17 protein-coding genes and 2 pseudogenes are annotated in these 25,524 nt (G+C 72.2%); 11 read left to right on the top strand and 8 right to left on the bottom strand.

Annotation, left to right across the window (positions count from 1 at the left end; translation table 11 throughout):
- The first annotated feature begins 30 nt into the window (after window positions 1-30).
- The 6 genes from ABZV77_RS00325 (at window position 31) to ABZV77_RS00300 (ending at window position 14,615) form a co-directional block, all read left to right on the top strand.
- Window positions 31-3,084, top strand: a complete 3,054-nt coding sequence (locus tag ABZV77_RS00325) for a thioester reductase domain-containing protein (RefSeq protein ID WP_356248697.1) — start codon at window positions 31-33, stop codon at window positions 3,082-3,084.
- On the top strand, window positions 3,081-8,840 hold the full coding sequence (locus ABZV77_RS00320; protein ID WP_356248695.1) for an amino acid adenylation domain-containing protein: 5,760 nt from the start codon (window positions 3,081-3,083) through the stop codon (window positions 8,838-8,840). Before ABZV77_RS00325 ends, ABZV77_RS00320 begins: the two co-directional genes overlap by 4 nt.
- 38 nt (window positions 8,841-8,878) lie before the next feature.
- The gene (locus ABZV77_RS00315; protein WP_356248693.1) at window positions 8,879-10,345 is read left to right on the top strand and encodes an amino acid adenylation domain-containing protein; all 1,467 of its coding nucleotides are present in this window, start codon (window positions 8,879-8,881) and stop codon (window positions 10,343-10,345) included.
- A gap of 221 nt (window positions 10,346-10,566) precedes the next feature.
- Window positions 10,567-12,141 carry an MFS transporter gene (locus ABZV77_RS00310; protein WP_356248691.1) on the top strand — a complete coding sequence of 525 codons (1,575 nt, stop codon included), beginning with the start codon at window positions 10,567-10,569 and terminating at the stop codon, window positions 12,139-12,141.
- Window positions 12,142-12,235: 94 nt separating this feature from the next.
- Window positions 12,236-13,294, top strand: a complete 1,059-nt coding sequence (locus ABZV77_RS00305) for an NAD-dependent epimerase/dehydratase family protein (RefSeq protein ID WP_356248689.1) — start codon at window positions 12,236-12,238, stop codon at window positions 13,292-13,294.
- Between the two features lie 148 nt (window positions 13,295-13,442).
- Window positions 13,443-14,615, top strand: coding sequence for an acyltransferase (locus tag ABZV77_RS00300; protein ID WP_356248687.1), 1,173 nt, complete (start codon window positions 13,443-13,445; stop codon window positions 14,613-14,615).
- An 80-nt stretch (window positions 14,616-14,695) separates the two neighbouring features.
- Here ABZV77_RS00300 and ABZV77_RS00295 read toward each other — a convergent pair whose 3' ends face one another.
- Window positions 14,696-15,721: a cation diffusion facilitator family transporter gene (locus tag ABZV77_RS00295; RefSeq protein WP_356250091.1), complete on the bottom strand. Its 1,026-nt coding sequence runs from the start codon at window positions 15,719-15,721 to the stop codon at window positions 14,696-14,698.
- On the opposite strand from ABZV77_RS00295, the gene ABZV77_RS00290 reads away from it, so the two are divergent.
- Window positions 15,647-15,838, top strand: a complete 192-nt coding sequence (locus ABZV77_RS00290) for a hypothetical protein (protein ID WP_356250218.1) — start codon at window positions 15,647-15,649, stop codon at window positions 15,836-15,838. The two genes, ABZV77_RS00295 and ABZV77_RS00290, sit on opposite strands and share 75 nt — an antisense overlap.
- Window positions 15,839-15,954: 116 nt before the next feature.
- On the opposite strand, the gene ABZV77_RS00285 is transcribed toward ABZV77_RS00290, so the two are convergent.
- The 6 genes and pseudogenes from ABZV77_RS00285 to ABZV77_RS00260 all read right to left on the bottom strand — a co-directional run bounded on the left by ABZV77_RS00285 (window position 15,955) and on the right by ABZV77_RS00260 (window position 20,450).
- Window positions 15,955-16,623, bottom strand: a complete 669-nt coding sequence (locus ABZV77_RS00285; RefSeq protein WP_356248685.1) for an MOSC domain-containing protein — start codon at window positions 16,621-16,623, stop codon at window positions 15,955-15,957.
- Window positions 16,624-16,700: 77 nt separating this feature from the next.
- Window positions 16,701-17,321 (bottom strand): urease accessory protein UreD, encoded by a 621-nt coding sequence (locus ABZV77_RS00280; protein ID WP_356248683.1) that lies wholly within the window; start codon window positions 17,319-17,321, stop codon window positions 16,701-16,703.
- Window positions 17,322-17,446: 125 nt separating this feature from the next.
- Window positions 17,447-18,130 carry an urease accessory protein UreG gene (gene ureG, locus ABZV77_RS00275; RefSeq protein WP_356248681.1) on the bottom strand — a complete coding sequence of 228 codons (684 nt, stop codon included), beginning with the start codon at window positions 18,128-18,130 and terminating at the stop codon, window positions 17,447-17,449.
- A gap of 103 nt (window positions 18,131-18,233) precedes the next feature.
- Window positions 18,234-18,990 (bottom strand): annotated as a pseudogene (locus tag ABZV77_RS00270) (urease accessory UreF family protein).
- Window positions 18,881-19,363: a hypothetical protein gene (locus ABZV77_RS00265; RefSeq protein ID WP_356250216.1), complete on the bottom strand. Its 483-nt coding sequence runs from the start codon at window positions 19,361-19,363 to the stop codon at window positions 18,881-18,883. Before ABZV77_RS00265 ends, ABZV77_RS00270 begins: the two are co-directional and overlap by 110 nt.
- 160 nt (window positions 19,364-19,523) lie before the next feature.
- Window positions 19,524-20,450 (bottom strand): serine protease, encoded by a 927-nt coding sequence (locus tag ABZV77_RS00260; RefSeq protein WP_356248679.1) that lies wholly within the window; start codon window positions 20,448-20,450, stop codon window positions 19,524-19,526.
- Window positions 20,451-21,458: 1,008 nt separating this feature from the next.
- On the opposite strand from ABZV77_RS00260, the gene ABZV77_RS00255 reads away from it, so the two are divergent.
- On the top strand, window positions 21,459-21,875 hold the full coding sequence (locus ABZV77_RS00255; RefSeq protein ID WP_356248678.1) for a hypothetical protein: 417 nt from the start codon (window positions 21,459-21,461) through the stop codon (window positions 21,873-21,875).
- Between the two features lie 69 nt (window positions 21,876-21,944).
- On the opposite strand, the pseudogene ABZV77_RS00250 reads toward ABZV77_RS00255, so the two are convergent.
- Window positions 21,945-22,268: pseudogene (locus tag ABZV77_RS00250) on the bottom strand (transposase); the annotation flags it as partial.
- Window positions 22,269-22,702: 434 nt separating this feature from the next.
- On the opposite strand from ABZV77_RS00250, the gene pcaC reads away from it, so the two are divergent.
- The 3 genes from pcaC to ABZV77_RS00235 are packed head-to-tail and all read left to right on the top strand — an operon-like array spanning window position 22,703 to window position 25,508.
- On the top strand, window positions 22,703-24,010 hold the full coding sequence (pcaC, locus tag ABZV77_RS00245) for a 4-carboxymuconolactone decarboxylase (protein ID WP_356248676.1): 1,308 nt from the start codon (window positions 22,703-22,705) through the stop codon (window positions 24,008-24,010).
- A gap of 55 nt (window positions 24,011-24,065) precedes the next feature.
- Complete coding sequence (locus ABZV77_RS00240; RefSeq protein ID WP_356250089.1) at window positions 24,066-24,698, top strand: MBL fold metallo-hydrolase; 633 nt, start codon at window positions 24,066-24,068, stop codon at window positions 24,696-24,698.
- A 30-nt stretch (window positions 24,699-24,728) separates the two neighbouring features.
- Window positions 24,729-25,508: an exodeoxyribonuclease III gene (locus tag ABZV77_RS00235; RefSeq protein WP_356248674.1), complete on the top strand. Its 780-nt coding sequence runs from the start codon at window positions 24,729-24,731 to the stop codon at window positions 25,506-25,508.
- Window positions 25,509-25,524 lie beyond the last annotated feature (16 nt).

The following is a 25,524-nucleotide window of genomic DNA, read 5'->3' as shown; positions in this document are numbered from 1 at the left end:
TACCGGGCACGAGCGAAGGTTGACGCCCCCATGGTTCCACCTGGTTCCCGCGCGGACGGCGCGGAGCTGTCCACGACGAAGCAGCGGCTGATGGAGAAGTGGCTGACCGGAGGTGCCGGGCCCCAGGCGCCGCGGATCCCCCGCCGGGGCCTGGACACGGCCGACCTGTCGTTCGCGCAGGAGCGCCTGTGGTTCCTCGCCCAGCTGCACCCGGAGAGCGCCTACCACCACATGGTGGAGGCGATCCGGCTCCGCGGCCCCCTCGACGTGGACGCCCTGCGGCACGCCCTGGAGCACGTCGTACGCCGTCACGAGGCGCTGCGCACCGTTTTCCACGTGCAGGCGGGCGAACCCCGGCAGGTCGTCGTCGCGGGGCAGCCGCTCGCGTTCGACGTGGACGACCGGGGGCGGGGCGAGGACGAGGCGGTCGAGCTGCTGCGGCAGGACTCCGACCGGCCGTTCGACCTCACGAAGGGCCCGCTCATCCGCTTCCGGCTGATGCCGCTGGGTGGCGACGAGCACGTCCTGATGGTGACCATGCACCATCTCGTGGGCGACGGCATGTCGATGGGTATCCTCTTCCGGGAGCTGTTCGCCTTCTACGCCGCCGGGATTGAGGGGAAGGAGGCGGCCCCGCTGCCCGAACTCCCGGTGGGCTATCCGGACTTCGCCCAGTGGCAGCGCGATCTGCTGCGCGGCCCCGAGCTGGAGCGGCGTCTCGCGCATTGGAGCCGGGCGCTGCGTGAACCGCTGCCCACCCTGGACCGGCTCACCGACCGGCCGCGTCGGGGCCGTACCAGCCTGCGGGCCGTCAGCCGGGCCTTCACGCTCGACGAGCCGGTGGCGACGCGGCTGCGCGCGCTGGCCCGCGAGCACCAGGCGACTCTCTTCATGGCGCTGCTCGCCGGGTTCAACACCCTGGTGCATCTGCGCTCGGGAGACGAGGACATCGTCACCGGGTCGGTGGTGCACGGCCGTGACCAGCCGGAGGTGGAGAACCTCATCGGCTTCTTCGCCAACACCCTGGCGCTCCGCTTCGACCTGCCGGCCGGACTCACCTTCGCGCAGGTGCTGCAACGGGTGCGGGATACCTGCCTGGAGGCGTACGCCCATCGCGACACGCCCATCGAAGTGGTCGCCGCCGAGCTGCGCCCGGGACGCAACGGGGGCGACAACCCGCTGTTCCAGGCGGCCGTGGTGGGAGAGAACCCGGCCGGGGCCGCGCGCATGGGCGACCTGGAGGTGGCGGCCTTCGACTTCGGGCTGGACACCTCCGAGTTCGACCTGGTGCTGCACTACTGGGAGACCGACGGGCGCATCGACGGCGGGGTGCGCGGCAGCGTGGACCTCTTCGACCCGGAGTCCGTCGACCGGTTCACGGAGGACCTGCAGCGGCTCTTCGCCGCCGTGCTCGACGCGCCCGACCTGCCGGTGGCCGAACTCGGCCTCCTCGAAGACCCGGTGGACCGGGCCGCCCTGCCGTCCCCGGTGGTGACCGAGGCCCCCACCGACGAGGCGACCGTCGCGACCGCGGACGACGACGTGGCGCTCACCGCCACGGAGCGTGAGGTCGCGGCCGTCTGGCGCGAGGTGCTCGGCCTGCGCGAGGTCGACCCCGACGAGGACTTCTTCGAGGCGGGCGGACATTCGCTGCGGGCCGTGCGGGTCCTGCTGAGGCTGCGCGAGCGGCTCGGCGTCGACCTGCCCGTCCAGGTGTTCTTCGACGCGCCCACGGTGACCCAGCTGGCCGCCGTGTTCGACCGGGCACGTGCCGCCGGGGGCACCGGGGCCGCGCAGGAGGATACGGCCGATGCGGACGCGGCGGAACTGCGGGCCGACGCCGTCCTGGCGGAGGACGTCGTCGCCGCCGCTCCGGTGGACCAGGCGCGCGTGGCCGCGCCGGAACACCTGTTCCTGACCGGCGCCACCAGCTTCCTGGGCGCCCACCTGCTGGCCCGGCTGCTGACGGTGACGGGGGCTCGCCTGCACGTCCTGGTGGACGCCGAGGGCCCCGGCGAGGCCGAGCGGGCCCTGGCCCGCGCGCTGACCCGCTTCCGTCTCGACGTGCCGATGGATCGGGTGACCGTCCTCGCGGGCAGTCTGCGCGAACCGTTCCTCGGCCTGTCGACGATGACGTTCGCACGCCTGGCCGGGACCGTCGACGCGATCCACCACGTCGGCTGCGAGGCCAATCTGGCCCAGCCGTACCGGCAGTTGAAGGCGGCCAACGCGGGCGCCACGGCGGAGGTGCTCAGGCTCGCGGCGCGCGCCAGGACCAAGCCGGTGCACTACGTCTCGTCGCCCGGCGTCCTCTTCGCTCGCGGCGCCGAGCCGGGCGTCCTGCGCCCGGACGGCAGGGTGCCCGCGGACGCGGTCCTGCCCTCCGGCTACGTGCGCAGCCGTTGGGTGGCCGAGGAACTGGCCGACGAGGGCAGGCGGCGCGGGATACCGGTGTCGGTGTACCGGCCGGGACGGCTCGGCGGCGATTCGGTGACCGGCAGCGGCGACCCCGACGCGGCGTTCTGGCGGTTCATCGGCGCCTGCGTGGAACTGGGCGCGGTGCCCGACTTCGGTGCGGACGCCGACTTCGACCTGGTGCCCGTCGACTTCGCCGTCGCCACGCTCACCCACCTGTCGCTCACGCCCGCGGCGTTGGGCGGCACCTATCACCTGGCCAACCCGGAACGGACCCGGCTCGACGCGGTCGTGGCCCGGCTGCGTGCGGCCGGATACCGGCTGGCGTCGACCGACGCGGACCGCTGGTCCCGGCTGGTGTCGGAGGACGTCCTCGACGCGGGCGGCGACGAGGGTTCGGTGCCGGTGGCGGCGCTGGCGGGAGCCTCGCACGGCATGCCCGGCTTCGGCAGCCTCCGCCTCGACGTCTCCGGCACGCTCGACGCGCTCGCCGGCTCCGGAGTGCGCTGCCCGGTCGTGGACGGGCCGCTCCTCGACCGTTACGTGAACCACCTCGTCGGCGCAGGTCTGCTGCCCGCACCGGACCGTGCGGGCCCCTCCCCGCACTCCTCCGGCACCCTCCCGGCCCCCCGCGAGGCCCAGGACTTCCGATCGGAGAACACCGTATGAGCACCGGCCTCGCCCGTGACACCGGCGCCGCGGTACCGCGCGGCCCCCGCCTGCCCCAGCTGGCGCAGCCGTCCGACGGCGACCGCGCGAGCCATCTCGTCCACGTCGACGCCGGGGTGTGGCGCGGCGTCACCGAGGGGGCACGTGCCGCGGCTCTGGACACCACCGCCGTGCTGCGCACCGCTTTCTCGGAGGTCCTCGGCCTGTGGTCGCGGGATCCCCGGTTCACGCTGCGCGAGCGCGCGGCGGACGGCTGCCGGACCCTGGTGGCGGACACGCTCGCCGAAGGCGGGTTCGCAGGCCGTGCCGCCGCGCCCTCCGGGACGGTCGACGCCTCGGGCATGGACCTCGGTCCGCTGGTCGAGTTCGTCGACGCCCTGGACGCCGACCCGGCGCCGGCGCCCGCGGGTCCCGGCCCGGTGCTCGCGCTGCGCGTGGCGCGGGCGGACGGCAGGGTCGAGGCCCGGTGGGAGTACGCCGACGGCGCGCTGCCCGACGGCATGGTGGCCGACATGGCGGAGTCCTGGCTCGACCTGCTGACCGCGCTGGCCAGGCGTCCCCCGGCCTGGACGGCGGCGGTCACGCCGGTGCGGCTGCCCGCCGCGCAGGAGCGGCAGCGCACGGAGGTCAACGCGACCGCGGCGCCACTGCCCGAAGGGCTCCTCCAGGAGGCGGTGGCCCGCGCCGCCGCACCCCGCCCCGAGCACACCGCCATCGTCTCGGGCGAACACCGCCTCTCGTACGGCGAGTTGCTGAGCCGGGCGCGCCGTATCGGGCGCCGCCTCAGGGAGCTGGGCGCGCGCCCCGGAGGGCCGGTCGCGATCTGCATGGAGCGTGGCTGGGAGCAACCCGTGGGCCTGCTCGGCGCGTTGGAGTCCGGGGCCGCCTGGATGCCGCTCGACCCCGCAGTGCCCGCCGACCGCCGGGAGCGGCTGCTCGACATGACCGGCGTACGCCTCGTCCTGACCCAGCGGAAGGTGGCGGGGCGGTGGGAGTGGCCGCGCGACGTCACCGTCCTCGCGGTGGACGACGACGCGGCGTGGGCGGACGTGGACGACAGCCCGCTGGCTCCGGCGCAGAGTCCCGAGGACCCCGCCTACCTGCTGTTCACCTCGGGTTCCACCGGCACGCCCAAGGGTGTCCTGGTGCCGCACCGGGGTGCGCTCAACTCGCTCGTCCATGTGATCGAGAAGTACGGCGTGACGGAGCGGGACCGGGTCATCGGCCTGTCGGCGATGAGCTTCGACCTGTCGGTCTGGGACCTGCTCGGCACGCTGTGCGCCGGGGCCACCCTGGTCCTCCCGGACGCCGGCACCGACCGGGACCCCGGGCACTGGCTGGACCTCGTCCGCCGGGAGGACGTCACCACCTGGCTGGGTGCCCCCGCCCTGTTCGAGCTGTTCTGCGAGCAGGTGGAGCGCGACCCCGAGCCGTGGGTCGCCTCGCTGCGCCTGCTGGTCCTGGGCGGCGACTGGATCCCGCTGTCCCTGCCCGAGCGGGCCAGGGACATCGCGCCGGACGTGCGGTTCGTGGGGCTCGGCGGCAACACCGAGGCGTCGATCCTCTCCAGTACGTACGACGTGGACGAGGTCGACCCGGCGTGGCCCAGCATCCCGTACGGCACTCCTCTGCCCAACCAGACCCTGCACGTGCTCGACGCGGCGCTGCGGCCCCGGCCCGTGGGTGTGCCCGGTGACCTGTACATCGGCGGGGCCGGGCTCGCGCTGGGCTACTGGCGCGACCCCGAGCGCACGGAACAGGGCTTCCCCGTCCACCCGGTGACCGGCGAGCGGCTGTACCGCACCGGGGACGTGGCGCGGTTCCTGCCGGACGGGAACCTGGAGCTCGTCGGCCGCGAGGACTTCCAGGTGAAGCTGGACGGCCACCGGATCGAGCTGGGCGAGATCGAGACGGCGCTGCGGTCCCATCCGGGGGTCGGCACCGCGGCGGTCGTTGCCCTGCCGCGCCAGGACGGCGAGTTGGGCAACCAGGCGCTCGCCGGGTACGTGTCCTCCGCTGCCGACGTACCGCCCTCGGCGGCGGAGCTGCGCGCGCACATCGCCGGGCGCCTCCCGCACTACATGGTGCCCGCGCACCTCCTCGTCATGGCGGCGCTGCCGCTGACCGCGCACGGCAAGGTGGACCGCGCGGCGCTGCCCCGGCCGGGCTCCGCGCAGCCCTCGGCGGCGGACGCGGGCGCGCCGCGCTCCGAGCTGGAGGAGCTGGTGGCCGGCCTGTGGTCGGAGCTCCTCGGCGTGGACAGGGTGGGCGTGCACGACACGTTCTTCGAGCTGGGCGGCAACTCGCTGCTCGGGATCCGCGTGATGAACCGGCTGCGCGAGCGGCTCGGCCTGGACCTCGACCCGCACAGCGTGTTCCGGCACCGCACGGTGGCCGAGCTGAGCCGGGCGATCGAGTCGGAGCGGGGCGGCTCCGCCGACAGCAGGGACGGCGCCCCGCTGCCCGTGGTGCAGTCCGATCCGGCGGCTGCGCACGAGCCGTTCCGGCTCACCGACCAGCAGCAGGCCTACGTCGTGGGGCGCACCGGGTCGCTGTCGTCCGGGAACGTCTCCGCCCACATGTACCTGGAGTTCGAGGGCGAGCACCTGGACGTGCCGCGGTTCCGGGCCGCCTGGCAGCGGGTGGTGGACCGGCATCCGATGCTGCGTGCCGTGGTGCTGCCCGACTCGATGACCCAGCGGGTCCTCGCTTCCGTGCCCCCGTACGAGATGCCGGTCGTCGATCTGCGCACGGCGGACGAGGACAAGGTGCGCCGGGGGCTCTCGGAGATCCGCGAGCGCTACTCGCACGAGGTGCGTCCCGTCGACGTCTGGCCGCTCTTCGACGTCGTCGTCGCCGAGCTGCCCGGCGACCGGTTCCGGGTGCACTTCAGCATCGACGCGCTCTGCGCCGACTTCGCCAGCATCCGGGTCCTCTGGGACGACCTGACCCTGTTCTACGGGAATCCGGACGCGGACCCGGCGCCGCCCGCCATGGACTACCGGGACTATGTCCTCGCCACCGCGGACCTCTCCGGCACGGAGGCGCACCGGCGCTCGGCGGAGTACTGGGAGCGGCGGCTCGTCGATCTCGCGCCCGCGCCCCGGCTGCCCATGGTGCGCACGCCCGAGTCGGTGGAGCATCCGCGGTTCGTCCGGCGGTCGGTGCGGCTGACGGCGGACCGCTGGCAGCGCGTCACCGACCGGGCCGCCGAGGTGGGGCTCACGCCTGCGGGGCTGCTCCTCGCGGCGTACGCCGAGGCACTCGCGCCCTGGGCGCAGGCCCCGCGGTTCACGCTGAACGTCACCAACCTCAACCGCATCGGCGCGCATCCCGCTGTCGACGACACCGTCGGCGAGTTCGCCTCGTTCGCCCTGGTGGAGGTGGACTCCGCCACGCCCGGCGGCTTCCTGGACCGTGCGCGCCGCGTGCAGGAGCAGCTGTGGAGCGACCTGACGCATTCCTACGTCAGCGGTGTCCATCTGCTGCGTGAACTCATGCGGCTGCGCGGCGGGTTCGACGGGGCGTTGATGCCCGTGGTGTTCACCAGCGCGGTCCCGCTGAGCGGCGGCAGGGGCACGCTCCTCGACGGCCTGTTGGAGCAGACGGGCGGCATCACGCAGACGCCGCAGGTCTGGATGGACCTTCTCACCGAGGTGCAGGACGGGGCTCTGGTCGTCAACTGGGACGTGAACGAGGCACTGTTCGACCCCGGGATGGTGGACGACGTCTTCACCGGGCTGAGCTCGCTGCTCGACAGGCTGGCCGACGATCCGGCCGCCTGGGACGAGCAGGAGCCGCTGCAGGCTCCGGTGCCGCTGGGCGCGGACGGCAGGGAGTTGGGCGACGGCGGTCTCCGTCCGCTGCCGGACCGGCTCGTGCAGGACGACTTCCTCGACCAGGTGGCCGCCCGCCCCGACCAGGTGGCGGTCGTCGCCGACGGCCGGACGCTCAGCTACGGCGAGCTGCACCGTGAGGCCTGCCGGGTGGCCGCGTGGCTGCTGGCGAACGGCGCCTCGCGGGACAGGCCCGTCGGCGTGGTCCTGGACAAGGGCTGGGAGCAGGTCGTCGCCGTGTACGGCGTGCTGTACGCAGGGGCTCCTTATCTCCCCCTCGACCCGGAGGTCTCGCCCGGACGTGCGGGCGGCCTGCTCGCCCGGTGCGGGGCGGACCTGGTCCTCACCCGGCAGGGCCTCGCTCCCCTCGCGGGCGAGCGGCGCGTCCTGTGCCTGGACGCGCTGCCCGAGGACGTGCGCGAGACGGAGCCCGCACTGCCGGTCGTGTCGGCCCAACCGTCCGACCTGGCCTACGTGTTGTTCACCTCCGGCTCCTCCGGGCAGCCCAAGGGCGTGATGGTCGAGCACCGGGGCGTGGTCAACGCGCTGCGCGAGACCCGGGAGACCTTCGCGGTCGGCCCCGGCGACCGGGCCCTCGCGCTGACCGCGCTGCACCACGACATGTCCGCGTTCGACCTGTTCGGGGTGCTCGGCGCGGGCGGCACGCTGGTGCTGCCGCGGGCGTCGGAGCGGCGCGAGGCGGCGCACTGGGCCGACCTCATGACCGAGCACGGCGTCACCGTGTGGAACTCGGTGCCCGCGATGATGGAGATGCTCGTGGAGCATCTGGGCCCGCAGGAGAACCCGTTGGCGGCGCTCCGGCTCGCCTTCCTGGGCGGTGACTGGCTGAACGTGGCGACGGTGCGGCGCCTCGGCGAGGAGTCGGGCGTACGGGTGGTGAGCGTGGGCGGGCCCACCGAGACCACGCTCTGGAACATCTGGCACCCCGTGGACCGGCCGGACCTCGACCGCCGGAGCATCCCGTACGGCAAGCCCGTCGCCAACACCCGCTACCGCGTCCTGGACGACCGCATGCGGGACCGCCCGGTGTGGGCGACCGGCGAGATGTACTGCTCCGGCGTGGGGTTGGCCCGCGGCTACTGGGACGATCCGGAACGGACCGCGGCTTCGTTCGTCACGCACCCGCGAACCGGCGAACGCCTTTACCGGACAGGCGACTTGGGACGCTTCCTGCCGGACGGGACCATCGAGTTCATCGGCCGTGCCGACTTCCAGGTCCAGGTGAACGGCCACCGGATCGAGCCGGGCGAGGTGGAGGCCGCACTGCTCACGCACCCGGACGTCGCCGCTGCCGTCGTGGTGGGACAGGAGCGCGCGGGACGCGCGGGCCACCGGGGACTGACCGCGTACGTCGTGCCGGGCGCCGGAAGCACGGCGCCCGCGGACCTCGCGGTGCGGGAGCACCTGCGGGCGACGCTGCCCGAGCACATGGTGCCGTCGGTGTTCATGACGCTGGACGCGCTGCCGCTCAACGCCAACGGCAAGGTGGACCGGGCCGCGCTGCCCGAGCCGCGCCCGGAGCTGTCCGGGGCCGCGCAGGGCGCACCGCGCTCGGCCGTCGCCGAGGTGTGCGCGCAGGTGTGGGCTCAGGTGCTGGAGGTCGACGCGGTCGGCGAGCAGGACAACTTCTTCGCCCTGGGCGGGGATTCGGTCCTGGCGACCAGGATCGTGACCCGGTTGCGTCAGGTGTTCGCGTCGGACGCGGTGACGCTGCGCACGGTGTTCCTGTCGCCCACGGTGGCCGGGCTCGCGGCGGGCGTGGTCGCCGCGGAGGAGGTGCCGGGCCGGGCCGAGGCCATGGCCGATGTGCACCTTCGGGTGGCCCGGATGTCGCCCGAGGAGGTCCGGCGCGAGTTGTCGGCGCGGCAGGCCGCGGCCGGAACGGCGGCGGGAGCGTGAGCGCGGGTGCGGCGCGTCGCCCGCTCATCCATGAACTCGTGGCCCGTCAGGCGGCCCTGACCCCGGACGCGGAGGCGGTCGTGGCCGGCCGGGAGCGGCTGAGCTACGGCGAGCTGGAGGAGGCGGCGCAGCTCCTCGCCGGGCATCTGCGCGGGCTCGGCGCAGGCCCGGAGACCCTGGTGGGCATCTGTCTGGGCCGGTCGCCGTGGATGCTGGTGGCGATGCTCGCGGTCCTGAAGGCGGAGGCGGCGTACGTGCCGATCGACCCCGCCTTCCCCCTCGACCGCCGCCAGTTCATCCTGCGCGACAGCGGCGCGGAGCTGATCGTCACCGAGGAGGCGCTGCGGGACAAGTGGCCGGACCGTCCGTGCACGCTGGTCTCGCTCGACCGTGACTGGGACCGCATCGCCGCGGCGCGGCCGTGGTCAGCGGCGGGCACGGGCGAGGGCACGGGCGGGGACGCGCACCTGGCGTACGCGCTCTACACGTCGGGGTCCACCGGCCGTCCGAAGGGCGTCGCGGTCGAGCATCGCAGTGCGGCCGCTTTCCTGGCCTGGGCGCTCGAATGCTTCACGCCGGACGAGCTGCGGTACACCCTGGCCTCCACGTCCATGTGCTTCGACCTGTCGGTCTTCGAGCTGTTCGCGCCGTTGGCGGTCGGTGGCACGGTGGTCCTCGCGGAGACGATGTTCCATCTGCCGGTGGCCGCCGCGGACCGGCCGGTGACGCTGGTGAACACCGTCCCGAGCCTGCTGCTCGACCTGCTGGCGTGCGGGGCGCTGCCGCCCTCGGTGGTGACGGTGAATCTGGCCGGCGAGGCGCTGCCCGCCGCGCTGGCCCGGCAGTTGTACGCGATGGGGACGGTGCGGAAGGTCTACAACCTGTACGGGCCCTCCGAGGACACCACGTACTCGACGTGGAGCCTGGTCGGGCGTGACGTGGACAAGCCGTCGATCGGCCGTCCCGTCACGGGCACCACCGCCCATGTCCTGGACGCCGAGGGGCGTTTGGTCGTGAACGGCGAGGCCGGGGAGCTGCACCTGGGCGGCGACGGGCTCGCGCGGGGCTATCTGGGGCGGCCCGGCCTGACGGCGGAGCGATTCGTGCCCGATCCGTTCTCGGACCGCCCGGGTGCGCGGCTGTACCGGACCGGCGATCTCGCGCGGTGGCTGCCGGACGGCGAGCTCGACTATCTGGGGCGCGCCGATCAGCAGGTGAAGGTCCGGGGTCTTCGCATCGAGCCGGGCGAGATCGAGCAGGTGCTGATGGAGCACCCCGACGTCCGGCGCGCGGCGGTGCTCGCGCGGTCCGGGAGCGCGGACGAAACCGGCCTGGTGGCCTATGTGGTGAGCGGGGAGAGCGCCGATCTCTCCTCGGTGCGGCGCTTCCTGCGGGACCGGCTGCCGTCGTACATGGTGCCCGAGCTGTTCGTGCCGGTGGCGTCCATCCCGCTCACGGTGACGGGAAAGGTCGACGTCGGGGCGCTGCCCGCCGCCGCGTCATGACCACGGGGCCTGCACAATTTCACCGCACACGGGAAATCATTTCATTTTGATGCGCCCTTCAAAGCGCCGGAAAACGAGTGCTACACTCACGCAACCATGCGCGGTAAGGTAAGCCTTACCCTGAATGGCGGCACTGTTCCTGAATTGCATTGGAAACGGTTTTCAATGCACCGCGCAGGGTCGGACGGGGCCGCCGCACCACGCCTTCGGAAGAGGAATTCGTGAGCGCCACGGATACCACGACGAGCTCCCAGGCTCGTATCGTCCTGATTATTACCGTCGTAGCGTCGGCGCTATTGGTTATCGATATCACCATCGTTTCCGTAGCGTTACCCGAGATCCAGTCGGACCTCGGGGGGTCGCTGGCCGCCCTGCAGTGGATCATCATCGGCTACACGGTGACCTTCGGCGCCTTCCAGCAGGCAGCGGGCTCGCTGTCGGACCGACTCGGCCGACGAGCCATGTTCATGGGCGGCATCGCCCTGTTCACCCTGTCCTCGCTGGCCTGCGGCCTCGCCCCGAACGCCATCGCACTCGACATCGCCCGCTGTGTGCAGGGCATGGGTGCCGCCTTCGTGCTCGCCAACGCGATGCCCCTGATCGCCCAGGTCTACGACGGGCAGGCCCGGAACATGGCCATCGCCGTCTGGGGCACCACGCTCGGCGCCTGTGGTGCCGTCGCCCCGGTCGTCGGCGGTCTCCTCGTGGACCTCACCGAGTGGCGCTACCTCTTCCTGATCAACGTGCCGGTCGGTGTGGTCGCGCTCTTCCTGTGCCGCACCCGCCTGCCCCTCGACCCGCCGCGCAGCTCCCTCGCCGGCATCGACTGGACCGGCGCCGGCCTGCTCGTCCTCACCCTCGGTCTGGTCAACTTCGCCCTCACCCGGGGCGAGGACCAGGGCTGGGGGTCGGCGGCCACCCTCGTCCAGCTCGGCGTCTCCGCCCTGCTCCTGGCCGGCTTCCTGGTCCTGGAACGGCGGGTCGCCGCGCCGACCCTGGACCTCTCCCTGTTCAAGGTGCCGACCTTCGTGGCGGCCACCCTGATCGCCTTCTTCTCCCGCTTCGCCACCATCGGCGGCTCGGTCTACTACATCCTGTACTTCCAGAGCGCCCGTGGGCTGAGCCCGCTGCAGACCGGCCTCATGATGATGGCCATCTTCGCGCCGCAGCTCGGCATGGGTCTGGTCGCGGGCAAGCTCCAGGCCAAGTACTCGCCCTCGCACATCATCGGTGCGGGCTTCGGCATCCTGGCACTCGGCGGGCTCGCCATGTCCTGGTCCTTCGATCTGGACCAGGCGATCTGGGTGGCCCTGCCCGGCCTCCTGCTGTGGGGTGTGGGCGGTGGCCTCGCGGGCAGTCCGTCCATGTCGCTCGCGGTCAACGTCGTCCCCAAGCAGCGGGCCGGCATGGCGTCCGGCGCGATCAACAGCCTGTTCATGTTCGGGGCCGGCATCGGCGCCGCGATCTTCGGCGTCCTGTTCCGCAGCCGGATCGAGGACCAGGCGGCCGGCGGTCTCCGCACGGGCTCGGCCGACCGGGACGACGTCATCTCCGCCGCGGCGCAGGGCGACATCTCGCGGGCCCTCAAGCACGTCCCCGACGACCTCGCCGGCCAGGCGCGGAGCACCCTGGAATCCGCCATCGCCGACGGTGCCTCGTTCGTGATGCTGTGGGCCGCGGTGGTCTGCGTCGGCACGGCGGCCGTCGCGCTCACCCTGGTCCGCAAGAAGGACCTCCTCACCGGCGCCCCCGAACCCGCCAAGGAGGACGACAAAGCGGCGCCGGAACCGGCCTGACGCGGTGGGGCGGCCCCGGCACGGGGCCGCCCCGCACCCGTCTCCCACCTTCCCCGTACGCACGCCCGTACGCACGCCTGCCAGGAGCCCCGCGATGCCCCCCAGCCCCCCCACCGGCCCGCCGCTGCGTCTGCTGGTGCTCGGCGGTACCGGCTTCGTCTCCGGCGCCGTGGCGGCGGAGGCCCTCGCCCGCGGCCACGACGTCACCTGTGTCGCCCGGGGCACCGGCGGCGCGCGACCGCCCGCCGGAGCGCGGCTCCTGCGGGCCGACCGCAACGCGCCGGAGGGCCTCGCCCCGCTGCGCGGCATCCGTTTCGACGCGGCCGTCGAGACCGCGACGCTCTCCCTGCCCTGGGTCCGCAGAGCCCTGCGCGACGTGAGCGCGGAGCACTGGACGTTCGTCTCCTCGATCAGCGTGTACGCCGACACCTACACGCCCGGCCAGACCGCCCGCACCGCACGGCTGCGCCCCGCCCTGACGGACGTCGGCACCTACGACCCCGCCGTCGACCCGGAGCCCTCCCAGGCGACGTACGGCGGCGTGAAGCTCGCCTGTGAACAGGCCGTTCGCGAGGCCACCGGCGGCACGGCCTTCGTGGTCCGCCCCGGCCTGGTCGTGGGCCCCGGCGACGACGTAGGACCCTTCGGCTACTGGCCGTTGCGCATGGCGCGCGGCCGCGCCACCGCCGTGCCCGCGGCGCACGACGCCGACGGCCTCGCCCTGCCCGCCCAATGCGTCGACGTGCGGGACCTGGCCACCTGGATCGTCGACCGCGCGGCGGCGCGTGCGTCCGGGGTGTACGACGCCGCAGGCCCGCCCGTGCCCCTGGAGTCACTGCTCCACGAGGTGGCCGACGCCGTGGGCCACGACAGCCTGGAACTCGTGCCGGTGCCCGAGGACGTGCTGCGCGAGGCCGGGGTACGACCGTGGACCGGGCGCCCCTCGATGCCCCTGTGGCCGCCCCGCGAGCTGTACGGCGCCCTCAGCCGCGACGTCTCGTCGTCCTTCGACGCGAGCCTGCGCGTCAGACCGGTCGCCGAGACCGCGCAGGCGGTGCTGAGCGACCGCCTCGGACGCGGCGCGAGCATGCCCCCTATAGCGGGCCTCACCCCCGTGGAAGAGGCCTCTCTGCTGCGCCTCGCGGGCGTCTGAGATCTCCCCGGACGGGCTCGTCGACGCTCCCGAAAGCACTCCAAGAGGCCCGTGTGCAACCGGGGTTGGACAGCGCGATGCCATCTCGGGGTGGCATACATCCGGCCATGTCCGTTGATACGTTCGGCGCGTTTTTGACGCTTCGAACATGTCAGGAGACGCCGTGGCCACGGCCGTGCCGTTCCTTCCGTCCGCCGCGAGACTTCCCTCGCTGACCGGCCTTCGCTTCGTCGCCGCGTTCGCCGTCTTCGCCTCGCACGCCTATCTGGCGATCTGGTTCGACGGGGTGTGGGAGGACAACACTCCGGCCATGATCGCGCTGATCACGGCGCGTTCCGGGGTCGGATTCTTCTTCTTGCTCAGCGGGTTCGTCCTCGCCTGGTCCGCACGGCCCGGCGACAAGGCGGTGTCCTTCTGGCGCCGGCGCGCGGCGAAGATCTACCCGGTGCACGCGGTGACCTGGTTCGTCGCGCTCGTCCTGATCAACTGGACGGGCGGTCAGGTCGCGGCCCGCCAGGCCGTTCCCAATCTGCTCCTCGTGCAGTCCTGGACCTCCACGTTCGACGTCTACGACAGCGTCAACGGCGTGTCCTGGTCGCTGTCCTGCGAGGCCTTCTTCTACCTGGCCTTCCCGCTGCTCATCCACCTGATCCGCCGCATCCCCGCCCGCATGCTGTGGGCCTGCGCGGCAGCCGCGGCCCTCGCGGTGATCGCCATGCCTTTGGTGGCCGCGGTCGCGTTCTCCTCGGAACCCAAGTTCTTCTCGTTCCCGGTGACGCTGCACCAGTACTGGTTCATCTACACGTTCCCGCTCACCCGGCTCCTGGAATTCGTCCTCGGCATCCTGCTGGCCCGCGCCGTCCTGGAGGGCACACGGGTGACCGTCCGCTTCCGGCACGCTCTGCCCGCGCTCGCGGTCGGCTATCCCCTCGCGCTCCAGGTGCCGTTCCTGTACGCGATATCCGCGGTCCTCGTGGTCCCGATGGCGCTGCTGGTGCTCGCGGGCGCGGGGGCCGACATCCGCGGTTCGCACTCGCCGGTCCGGTCGCGGCCCATGGTGTGGCTGGGGGACATCTCGTTCGCGTTCTACATGGTGCACATGCTCGTACTGACGCACGTCTACCGCCTGATCGACGAGGAGCACACCGCCTCCGGCGCCGTACGGGCCGGTTCCGTCGTACTGATCTTCGGACTCTCCCTGCTCGCATCGTGGGCGGTGAACGTCCTGGTGGAACGGCCCGCGACGCGGCGCTGGGGATCGGGCAGGACCGTACGGCCTGCCGCCGGGGCGCCGCGCGACGAGAAGCCCGTCGCCCCCTGACCCGTGCGGACACGGGTCAGGGGGCGACGGCTGGACCGTCCCGTCGGGGGAAGGCCAGGACGGTCCGGATCGGGGAGGAATCAGTGAACAGGTGATTCCTTGCGGAGCACGGTGCCGTGCGGCTCCTCGCAGTGCTGACGAGCGTCCGCGCCCGCACCGGTGAGCCGCTCGGGGGCGTGGTCGACCTCCAGCGTGGCGTGCGTGATGCCGTGGTCCTCGCGCAGCCGGGCCTGGATGCTCTTGCGCACCGCGTGGCAGTCGCCGCCGGGCTCGACCAGCACATGGGCCGAGAGGACCGGCTGACCGGAGGTGATCTCCCAGATGTGCAGGTCGTGGATCTCGACGACGCCGTCGAGGCCGACCATGCCGCCGCCCACGTCGTCGGGATCGAGGTCGGCGGGCGCGGCCTCAAGGAAGATCCGTCCCGAGGCCCGGACCAGCGAGACCCCCGAGCGGAGCATGAGCACGACCACGATCATCGAGGCGATGGAGTCGGCCCGTGCGAAGCCGGTCGTCATCACGACGGCACCGGACACGGCCGTCGCGATGAAGCCGTAGAGGTCGGTGAGGATGTGCTGGAAGGCGCCCTCGACGTTCAGCGACGAGCGGTTGGCCTTCGACATGCACCAGGCCGCGGCGATGTTCACCGCCACGCCCGCGAGCGCGGTCACCAGGACCAGGGTCCCGCCGACCTCCGGCGGGTCGAGCAGCCGATCGATGTTCTCGTACGTCAGCCACGCGGAGAGCAGCAGCAGGGTGAGCCCGTTGGCCTGCGCCGAGAGGATCTCCGCGCGCTTGAAGCCGTAGGTGAAGCGGCCGCGCACCGGCCGGCTCGCGAGCTTCATCGCCCACAGCGCGAGCGCGATGGCCGCCGCGTCCGAGAGCATGTGCGCCGCGTCCGCGAGGAGGGCCATCGACTGCGCGGCGAACGCGACGACGACCTCCACCGCCATATAGCCGACGATCAGGGCGAGTGAGAGGGATAACCACCTGCGGTCCGCGTCGTCGGCGACCGCGTGACTGTGTCCAGCGTGGCTGTGCGCGTGACCTTTGTCGCCATGGTGATTCGATGCGTGGGAATGCCCGTGGTCATGCCGGTGATTCATCGAATTCCCATCACTTCGCGTGTCGTGGACAAGCAAAGTGAAGCGCATCATTCACCCAATATCAAAGGCTGCAATGAAGACGGTTATCAATTACCGAACCCTTTTGCCATTGCATGAGGAATCCGACCGGTCGACACATGGATGTACCACCCCCGCATGGCTGGAAACCGGTCCGAGAAGGGCAGGAAAGCACCGGTCGAAGGGCAGCGCGGAGTCACGCGCACCACCGCCGCTCAGGATCCGTACTTCTCCGTGTAGGCGCGGGCGATTCCCAGCTGCTCCCGCTCCATCCACTCGGCGGCCACCAGCACACCGGGAAGCTCGGTCCGCTCCACCGTCAGCGCACGGAACAGCCGGGAGACGGTGACGTCGTGAGAGGGGCGGTGCACGACATCGACGGGGTCCCCCGCACGGATCTCGCCCGGCTCGATCACCCGCAGCATCACCCCGGGGGACGCGGCGCGGGTGAAGCGCGGCAGCCACCGTCGCTCGCCCAGCCAGGCGCCGAAGGTCCGGCACGGGAGGCGCCCTCCGGTCACTTCGAGCACGGCCTCGCGGCCGATGCGCCAGCGCTCGCCGACCAGGGCGTCGCGCAGCTCGATGCCGACAGTGGTGAGGTTCTCGCCGAACGCCCCGTGCGTGAGCCCGCGGCCCAGCTCGCGTCCCCAGCCGTCCAGGTCCTCGCGCGCGAAGGCATAGACGGCGCGGTCGTCGCCGCCGTGGAAGCGCAGGTCGCACACCGTGTCGCCGGACACTCCGCTCGCGCCGACCCCCGCGGGGCCGGGGCGCTCGACCCGTACGGGACCGTCGACCGGCCGCTTGTCGATGCCCGTGGTCCCGGACGGGGCATCGGTGTAGTCGACCGGCCTGGCCCGGCCGACGTTGACGCTCAAGATCTTCATGACGCCGCATCGTACGTCCGCCGGAAGGCACCGCAGGAGCCCGCGGCGCCTCGGGGCGGTTCCGCCCGGCGACCGCTTCAGCCGAGCCGCCGCAGCGCCTCGTCCATGGCCCGGCGCACCAGGAGCGCGGGCTGCGGTTTGTCGTGCGTGAACTCCTGTCGTACGACAATGAGTTGACCCACGGCACGGTGACCGGCGAGTACGGCGGGGCCGTCCCAGCCGCCGGGGGCGCCGGGACCGCAGGACAGCTCCTGGTCGAGCAGGAGCAGGCCCGCGCGGCGCACGGTGAGGCGGCTGGTGAGGTGGCCGGGGGCTTCGCCCGTGCGGCCCAGGACCTGTTCCTCGCGCAGGACGAGGCGGGCGTCGGCGGCCAGGTCGGCGCGGGTGGTCACGCGCAGGTCGCTCTCCCGCACGGAGATCAACTGCTCGGGCAGCCAGCGCAGTTCGGCGCCGCCCGCGACGGTGAGGCGCACGTCGTAATGGGCCGTCGGCTCGGTCTGGCCCGGCAGCGCGATGGTGGCCGCCGCCGAGTCGACGTGGAGCATCGCGCCCTCGTGGGCCGTGGCCTCGACGGTGAGGTGATCACCGCCCAGGGGGCCGCTCATCGCGCCGACGAGTGTCACGCGTGCCGCGGGGCCGCCGGAGCGGGTGCGGCGCAGGGCCAGTGGCCCCTCGCCGTCGAGGACGGGCAGGGCCATGCGGCCGCGGCCGTCGACCCGCGCCTCGATCCGGGAGGTGGCGCGGATGCCCGCGCCACCTGTTCGGGGGGCGGCCCGCCGGGGGTGGCCCGGTTCCGCGCCGGCCCGCTAGGCCAGGTCCACGCTCATTCCGACGCGGTCCACGCCGCGTACTGCTCGCGCACCCACGCGGCGACCGGTCCGACGCCCTCGGTGGAGCGCAGCGACTGGAAGGCGACGGGGAGTTCGGCGCGCTGGTCCTTCGCGTCGGCGGCCATCCGGGCGAGGTCGGAGCCGACGTGCGGGGCGAGGTCGGTCTTGTTCACGACGAGCAGGTCCGCCGTGGAGACGCCGGGGCCGCCCTTGCGCGGGATGTCGTCGCCGCCCGCGACGTCGATGACGAAGATCTGCGCGTCGACGAGGCCCTTGGAGAAGGTCGCCGTGAGGTTGTCGCCGCCGGACTCGACGAGGATGAGGTCGAGCGGTCCCACCTCGTCCTCCAGGTCCTCCACGGCCTCCAGGTTGGCGGAGATGTCGTCGCGGATCGCGGTGTGCGGGCAGGCGCCGGTCTCGACCGCGGTGATGCGCTCGGGCGGCAGGACGGCCTCGCGGAGCAGGAACTCGGCGTCCTCGCGGGTGTAGATGTCGTTGGTGACGACGGCGAGGGACAGTTCGTCGCGCAGGTCGCGGCAGAGCGCGGCGACGGTCGCGGTCTTGCCGGAACCGACCGGGCCGCCGAGCCCTATGCGCAGGGCGCGGCGGCTTCCGTTGGGACGGTGGGCGTCGGCGGACACGGCGGCGGGGCCGTCGTGGGAGTGGTCGAGGTGCATGCTTCTGCTCCTTCAGGTGGTGCCGGTGGTGCGGGTCGTGCGGAAAGAGGGTGTGGTGCGGACAGAAGGTGGGGTGCGGAAACCCGTACGGGTCGCCGTCCCGCTAGGAGGCGAAGAGCCGCACGGGCCACGCCGCGTGGGCCTCCGCGCTGATCTCCAGGAGCGGGGGGCGGACGCCGCGGGCAGCGCGTCGACGCCCTCGTCGACGACGCGTCTCGCGGTCTCGGCGGCCCGGTGCGCCACCTCGTCGACGTCCGGGGCGAGCCGGGCGAGGACCGCCGTGGCATCGAAGGGGTCGAGGCTGAGGAGCCGGACGGTGGCGGTCGCGGGACCGCTGATCCCTTCGTACGCCGAGCAGTACGCGGCGTCCTCTGGGCCGAGTCCGGCGGCGCGGGCGGCGAGCCCGAGCACCACCGGCTGGTGGGCCCCTTGGGGAACTACCGGGCCAGTGCGTCGAGTTCGGGGTGCGGCCAGGTCGCGCGGGCGGCCCGCATCATCTGCCGGCCGAGGCGCCGCGCGGCGGAGCGCAGGGCCGGTGACGGCGTGCGGGCGTCCGCCGCCGCGTCCAGGGCGATCGGGTCTACGCCGAGGGCGGCGGCCGCCGCGAGGGCGGCCGCCACGGGAACGGCCCGGTGATGCCGGGTGGTTGAGGCAGGTCGGGGAGGTAGCCGAGCTGGCGCAGCGCGTCGAGAGTTGAAGACGCGGCGCGTTCGATGTCGCTGGCGCGCAGGTCGGTTCCTGGGGAGCGCTTCACCTTGCTGGCCTTGTCGGGGGCGGGCAGCACGGGGCGCATGCACTGCACGCGGCGTGCCAGGGTTCGATGACCGCGGCCCGCACGCTGGTGGCGGGCGGTACGTGATCGCGGATCTGCTGGGCGTGGGAGGCGCGGGCCCGGTCGTCTTCGGCACGGCGCTCGGCACGGTCGGCATGGGCGGAGCGGGGGACGCCGCCGGTCAGGCTTTCGGGGTCGTATGGGTACACGGTGAGGCTGTAGTCCTCGCCGTTGTAGGTGGCCGGTCCGTCGGGGCTGTCGCCGGGCTCGGGGTGAGGGCGAGGTGGAGGGCTTGGCGGGTGCGGGGTGCGGGGTGCTGTGGTCCAGTGCTCCAGGTGGTAGTGCGGGCGGGGGCCGGCTGGGACGTGCGCGGCGGGTGGTGGGAAGCTGCGGGTGCGTGCGGGGGCCTTGTGCGTGATGATGACCGGGATCAGGCCGAGCGGGGCGAGGGCGTCGAACACCTCGACCGCTCGGGCGCGGTCGCATGACGGCCCGTCACAGTCCGTCTCTCCCTGCGGAGTTCGAGCCCCGGGCAGCGCGGAAGAGGGCTCCCGGCCCGTTCGGGTTCCGGGAGCCCTCACTCATGTGCGGTCGCCAGGGCGGCCTTGGCGAGCGGACCTGCTACTTCGTGCCGACGGGCGAGCGGTGCTTCTGTGTCAGGGTGGGCTTGGGCAGGGTGCAGCCGGGGCGGTTCAGGTCGATCTTGTTGCCGGCGCCGACGCAGGCAACGATGATGTAGGTCTGCTGGGCGTAGCCGATGCTGGGCCGGACGGTGACCTTGCCGTTCTCGTCGACCTCGCACGGGTTGTTGTCCGTGCAGCGCTGGCCGCTCTCATTGATGGTGTTGTTGACGGCGACGACCTTGCCGGTGGCGTCGTCGATCACCGGCGATCCCGAGGTGCCGCCGATGACCTGGCAGGGCTGGGTGTAGCGGAGCGAGTCCTTCCAGGTCCACTGGCCTTCCTTCAGGCGGTACGCGAAGCCGTCCGTGCTGCACCGGTACATCCGCTTCCAGTAGCCGGAGGCGACCGTGATGGCCCGGCCCGTCTGCGGGTGCGCGGCGTCCAGGTCGAGGGCCTTGATGCCGTAGCGGCTCTCGATGTCGCTGTAGGTGCTGGTCAGTTCGTACACGGAGACGTCGGTGTCGGTCATCGTGCCGTACGCGATCTTGCTGGCGCGAACGGTGCCGAGGCTGCCGCCGCTGGCGTTCAGGAGCGTGAAGCTACGGCTCGAGGCCCGGTTGACGATGACCTGCCCGGCGCTGGGGAAGCCTGTCTCCAGGCAGTGGCCGTTGGAGAGCACGAGCGCCTTGTCCGTGGGCTGCGAGCTGGGCACGCGCACCACGGAGCCCGAGCAGTTGCTCAGAGCCACAGTACCCGCGAAGGTCACAGCCTTCGCCTTCACCTTCGCCTGGGTCACCGCGGCGGGTTGCGCCGCGGCCGTACCTTTACCGGACACCGGCGCCTCGGTGCTCACGGCGGACGCGGGTATCGCCGTCGCACCGAGGAGCAGCGCGGTGAAGACGGCACCAACGAGAGGCTTGCTCATGTGGGGTTCCCCTCTGATGACTGTGTGACCGAAGGTCCTTCGGTTTTGTCATGCGCATTTTTGGGGCAACCCACTGCCAGGAGCAAGACCGCGTGCTCTCAAGTACGCGTGTGACGCACCCTCTTGGGCGCACGGCCGCCGGACGCGGCCCCCACGAGTCCCCTCCGCGATCCCCAGCTCCGACGCCGCCCCCTTCCGCCACGGCCACGCGCGAAAGGGCCGCGCGGGGCGCTCCACCCGGCGGGCTCGATGGCTCTCCACCGATCGTCGGTGAACCGGGTGCCGCAGCCCCCTGGAATGGGCCGAGACCCACCTCGGGGCCTTCACCGACGCTCGCAGCATGTCCGTCCTACGGCGCACCACCTCCAGAAGGGTCTGGCTGCGCGGCCAGCCGAAGCGCCGGAAGACCGCTCCGGCCGGACCGTGCTCCTTCAGAAGAGGGTTGTGGCGGTGCGGTTTTCGCGCGGATTGCGACCCTGACAAGGGGCTTTCCTCCGGCCTCGGATGCCGGGCACCAAAGGGCGTTCCTAACGACTCGTAACGAAATAAGCGCGGCATTGCTGTGCAGCATCACGAGGTTTCGCGACCACCTGTGGCTCCCAGCTGCGCATGGTACCCAGGGCGAAAATCCTGTGGCCCCGTAAGGCGTAGCTGGCAGAGTGCCGAAGTGGACGATCAAGAACCTGGCCTCGACACCGGAGCTGCTCAGGATGCTGTCACCGCCGAGCGATCGATGATGGCTGACACGACGCGCGCAGCTCGCCGGATGTCGTTCAACGCTGATGCGCTGACCTATAAACGAGGCAGACCACGGTACCCGGACGCAGTCTTCGACCTGTTGGCAGAGCGCTGCGGGCTGCGGCCCGGTGCGCGGGTGCTCGAGATCGGTGCCGGTACGGGGCCTGGCCACCGAGCCGCTGCTGGCGGCCAGGCGGGTTCGACCTCGCGGCGGCGGCGACAGCGCTGCATTGGCTCGACCCGGCCACATCGACCGCGAAGATCGCCCGGTTGGTGCGTCCGGGCGGCTGGCTGGCGGCGTGGTGGAACGACTTCGGCGACGCCAAGCGGCCGACGCTCTTCCGCGACCGGCTCGACGAGGTCTACCATGACCTGCTGCCCGCCGAGACCGGCTACCGGGACAGCCGCTCGCACGTCCTCGACACCGACCGGTGGCGCAGCCAGTTGACCACGGGCGGCTACTTCGACAATGTCTCCGTCGAGATCATCGAATGGGAGCAGATCCTGACCGCGCAGACCGCACGGGATCAGTGGTCCACGTTCCCGAACATCGCGGAACTCTCCGCGCCCGACTGCGAAGAGTTCCTCACTCGCCTCGGTTCGCTCGTCGACGAGCTCGGCGGCCAGGTCGCAGACCCGCGCCTAACGGTCACCTATACCGCTCAACGCGTCCGAGGCTCGCCGTGACCCACATCCGCAGCGGTCCAGCAGAACACCATGACGAACGCGAAGACCTGTGGGCCACGGCGACACGAGTCACAGCGACAATTTCAGCCGTCGCCAGTAGATGAGGGCACAGCCGAGGGCGACGAAGGCATGGTGGATGTCGTCGCGGATCTCCCAGCGGATGCGCAAGCGGCGAAACCAGTGCAGCAGCGCGATCGTGCCCTCCACGACCCAGCGGTAGACGCCCAGGTCGGAGCCGTGTTCGATGCCGCGCCGGGCGATATGCGGGGTGATCTCAAACCTGCGCACCCGGTCGCGGTAGAGGTCGTGATCGTAGCCGCGGTCGGCATACAGATGCCTGGGCCGCCGTAGCGGTTGGCCGCGCTTGCTGCGGATCGGCGGCACGGCCTCCACGGGGTGCCAGATGTTCCAGAGCGTGGTCTCGGTGGGCCCGCCCACGCTCACCACCCCTTCGCGGAGCCGCCACGACCTGGGAGGGCTTGCACGGGGTTGTGGCGGAGGAGTGAGCGTGATCCTCGTGGTCCATCAGCCGAGCGATGTGCCCCGCCCCATGGTCAATGGGATTGAGGTGCATGCAGAGTCCGTCTTCTGGCTGTGGACCGGTAGCAGGAACCGGAGGATCCACCAGGCCCTGGCCAAGTCTTCCAACCGGGCAAGGGCGGGATCTTGGAAGGTCTCCAGGTGGTCCCGCCGAGCCTCGTCCGGGCCGCCACACCCCCCCCCGCAAGGGTTCCGACAGCGACGGACCCGCCGTCGCGAGAGGGCCGAGTCCCGCTAGATTCACCCCGGCGATGTGACTTTTCGCGATTGATGAGAGGGTCGGGCGGGTGAGCGAGACACCGAAGAACACCCTGCAGTACCGCTTCGACGGGCCGGAGGACGCCCCAGTCCTGATCCTGGGTGCCTCACTCGGTACCACCTGGCACATGTGGGACCGGCAGATCCCCGACCTGATCCGGCACTGGCGGGTGTTCCGCTTCGACATGCCCGGGCACGGCGGCGCGCCCGCGCACCCGTGCGGCTCCGTCGGAGAGCTCGCCGACCGGCTGCTCGCGACGCTCGACGAGCTCGGCGTGCACCGCTTCGGCTACGCGGGCTGCGCCTTCGGCGGCGCCATCGGCGCGGAGCTCGCCCTGCGGCACCCGCACCGCGTCGCCTCGCTCGGGCTCATCGCCGCCTCCCCGCGGTTCGGCACCGCCGACGAGTTCCGCCAGCGCGGCGTCATCGTGCGCAGCAACGGGCTCGACCCCATCGCCCGCGCCGCCCCCGACCGCTGGTTCACGCCCGGTTTCGCCGCCGCCCAGCCCGCGATCACCGACTGGGCCGTGCAGATGGTGCGCACCACCGACCCCGGCTGCTACATCGCAGCCTGCGAGGCCCTCGCCGCCTTCGACGTGCGCGCCGAGCTCGGCAGGATAGGCGTCCCCACCCTCGTGCTCGTCGGGTCGGAGGACCAGGTCACCGGCCAGGGCGAGGCCCGCACGCTCGTCGCGGGGATCCCCGACGCGCGGCTCGCCGTCGTGCCGGGCGCCTCGCACCTCGCGCCCGTCGAGCAGCCAGGCGCCGTCACCGACCTCCTGGTCCGGCACTTCTCCTCGGCCTGGCAGCCCGCCCCCGACGCGACCTCGGGGGGCCAGTCGGCCATCTCCGCGCCGCCCCTCAAGCCCGTGCTCGCCCCGCCGCCCGTGCCCGTCGCGCCTGTCGCCGAGATCGGCCCCGCGGAGCAGCCCGAGGCCGTGCCGGGCAGCGTGGGAGCGAATCTGTACGACGCGGGGATGAAGGTGCGCCGCGACGTCCTCGGCGATGCGCACGTCGACCGGGTGCTCGCCGCGGCCGACGACTTCTCCGGGGACTTCCAGGAACTCGTCACGCGCTACGCCTGGGGCGAGATCTGGAACCGGCCCGGCCTGGACCGCCGCTCCCGCAGCTGCGTCACGCTCACCGCGCTCGTCGCGGGCGGCCACCTGGACGAGCTGGCCTTCCACACCAAGGCGGCGCTGCGCAACGGCCTCACCCCGGCCGAGATCAAGGAGGTGCTGCTCCAGGCCGCCGTCTACTGCGGCGTCCCTGCGGCCAACTCCGCCTTCAAGGTCGCGCAGGCAGTGATCCGTGAGGAAACCACGCCGCAGGAGTAGCAGGATGGGAGACATGACGACATCTCCCGAGAACAGGGCCGGGCGCGCGCCGCGCATGACGTTCACGAAGAAGTCCCACGCGTGTGTGCGCCTCGAAAAGGACGGGCGCACGCTCGTCGTCGACCCCGGCGGCTTCAGCGAGGAGGACGCCGCGCTCGGCGCCGACGCCATCCTCGTCACGCACGAGCACCCGGACCACTTCAACGAGGACCGGCTGCGGGCTGCCATGGAGGCCCGCCCCGGAACCGAGATCTGGACCCTCAGGTCCGTCGCGGACCAGATCTCGGCCGCCTTCCCCGGACGTGTGCACACCGTCGGGCACGGCGACACGTTCACGGCCGCCGGATTCGACGTCCAGGTGCACGGCGAACTGCACGCGGTCATCCACCCCGACATCCCGCGGATCACCAACGTCGGATATCTGGTCGACGGCTCGGTCTTCCACCCCGGCGACGCGCTCACCGTCCCCGACCAGCCCGTCGAGACGCTGATGCTGCCCGTCATGGCCCCCTGGAACAAGATCTCCGAGGTGATCGACTACGTACGCGAGGTCAAGCCGCAGCGCGCCTTCGACATCCACGACGCGCTCCTCACCGACCTCGCCCGGCCGATCTACGACAACCAGATCGGTGGCCTCGGCGGGGCCGAGCACCTGCGTCTGACACCCGGGCAGTCGGCGGACCTGTGACTGTCAGTGCCGCCCGGTAGGTTGTGAGGCATGCGCATTGCGACCTGGAACGTGAACTCGATCACCGCTCGGCTGCCGAGGCTCCTGGCCTGGCTGGAGGCCACCGGCACGGACGTGCTGTGCATCCAGGAGACCAAGACGACGGCCGAGCAGTTCCCCGCCGACGAGCTCCGCGAGCTGGGTTACGAATCGGCGGTGAACGCGACAGGGCGGTGGAACGGCGTCGCGCTGGTCTCCAAGGTCGGCCTCGAAGACGTGGTCAAGGGCCTCCCGGGCGGCCCGGAGTATGACGGGGCGGAGGAGCCCCGCGCGGTCTCCGCGACCTGCGGCCCCCTCCGCCTCTGGTCGGTGTACGTGCCGAACGGCCGCGAGGTGGACCACGCCCACTATGCCTACAAGCTGCAGTGGTTCGAGGCCCTGAAGGCGGCGGTCGCCACGGATGCGGCGGGCCCCCGCCCCTTCGCGGTCCTCGGCGACTTCAACGTGGCACCGACCGACGACGACGTCTGGGACCCGGCGCTCTTCGTCGGCGCCACCCACGTCTCCGAGCCCGAGCGCGCCGCCCTGACGGCCCTGCGCGAGACGGGCCTGACGGACGTCATGCCCCGCCCCTTGAAGTACGCCCACCCGTTCACGTACTGGGACTACCGTCAGCTCGGTTTCCCGAAGAACAGGGGCATGCGCATCGACCTCGTCTATGGGAACGAGCCGTTCGCGAAGGCGGTCTCCGATGCGTACGTGGACCGTGAGGAGCGCAAGGGCAAGGGTGCCTCCGACCACGCCCCCGTCGTGGTCGACCTCGACGTCTGAGGCGGAGCGGCCCCGA

This window comes from Streptomyces sp. NPDC004732, from assembly GCF_040609235.1.
In the GTDB taxonomy this organism is placed as follows: Bacteria; Actinomycetota; Actinomycetes; order Streptomycetales; family Streptomycetaceae; genus Streptomyces.
This window is presented reverse-complemented; position numbering and strand designations above follow the sequence as displayed.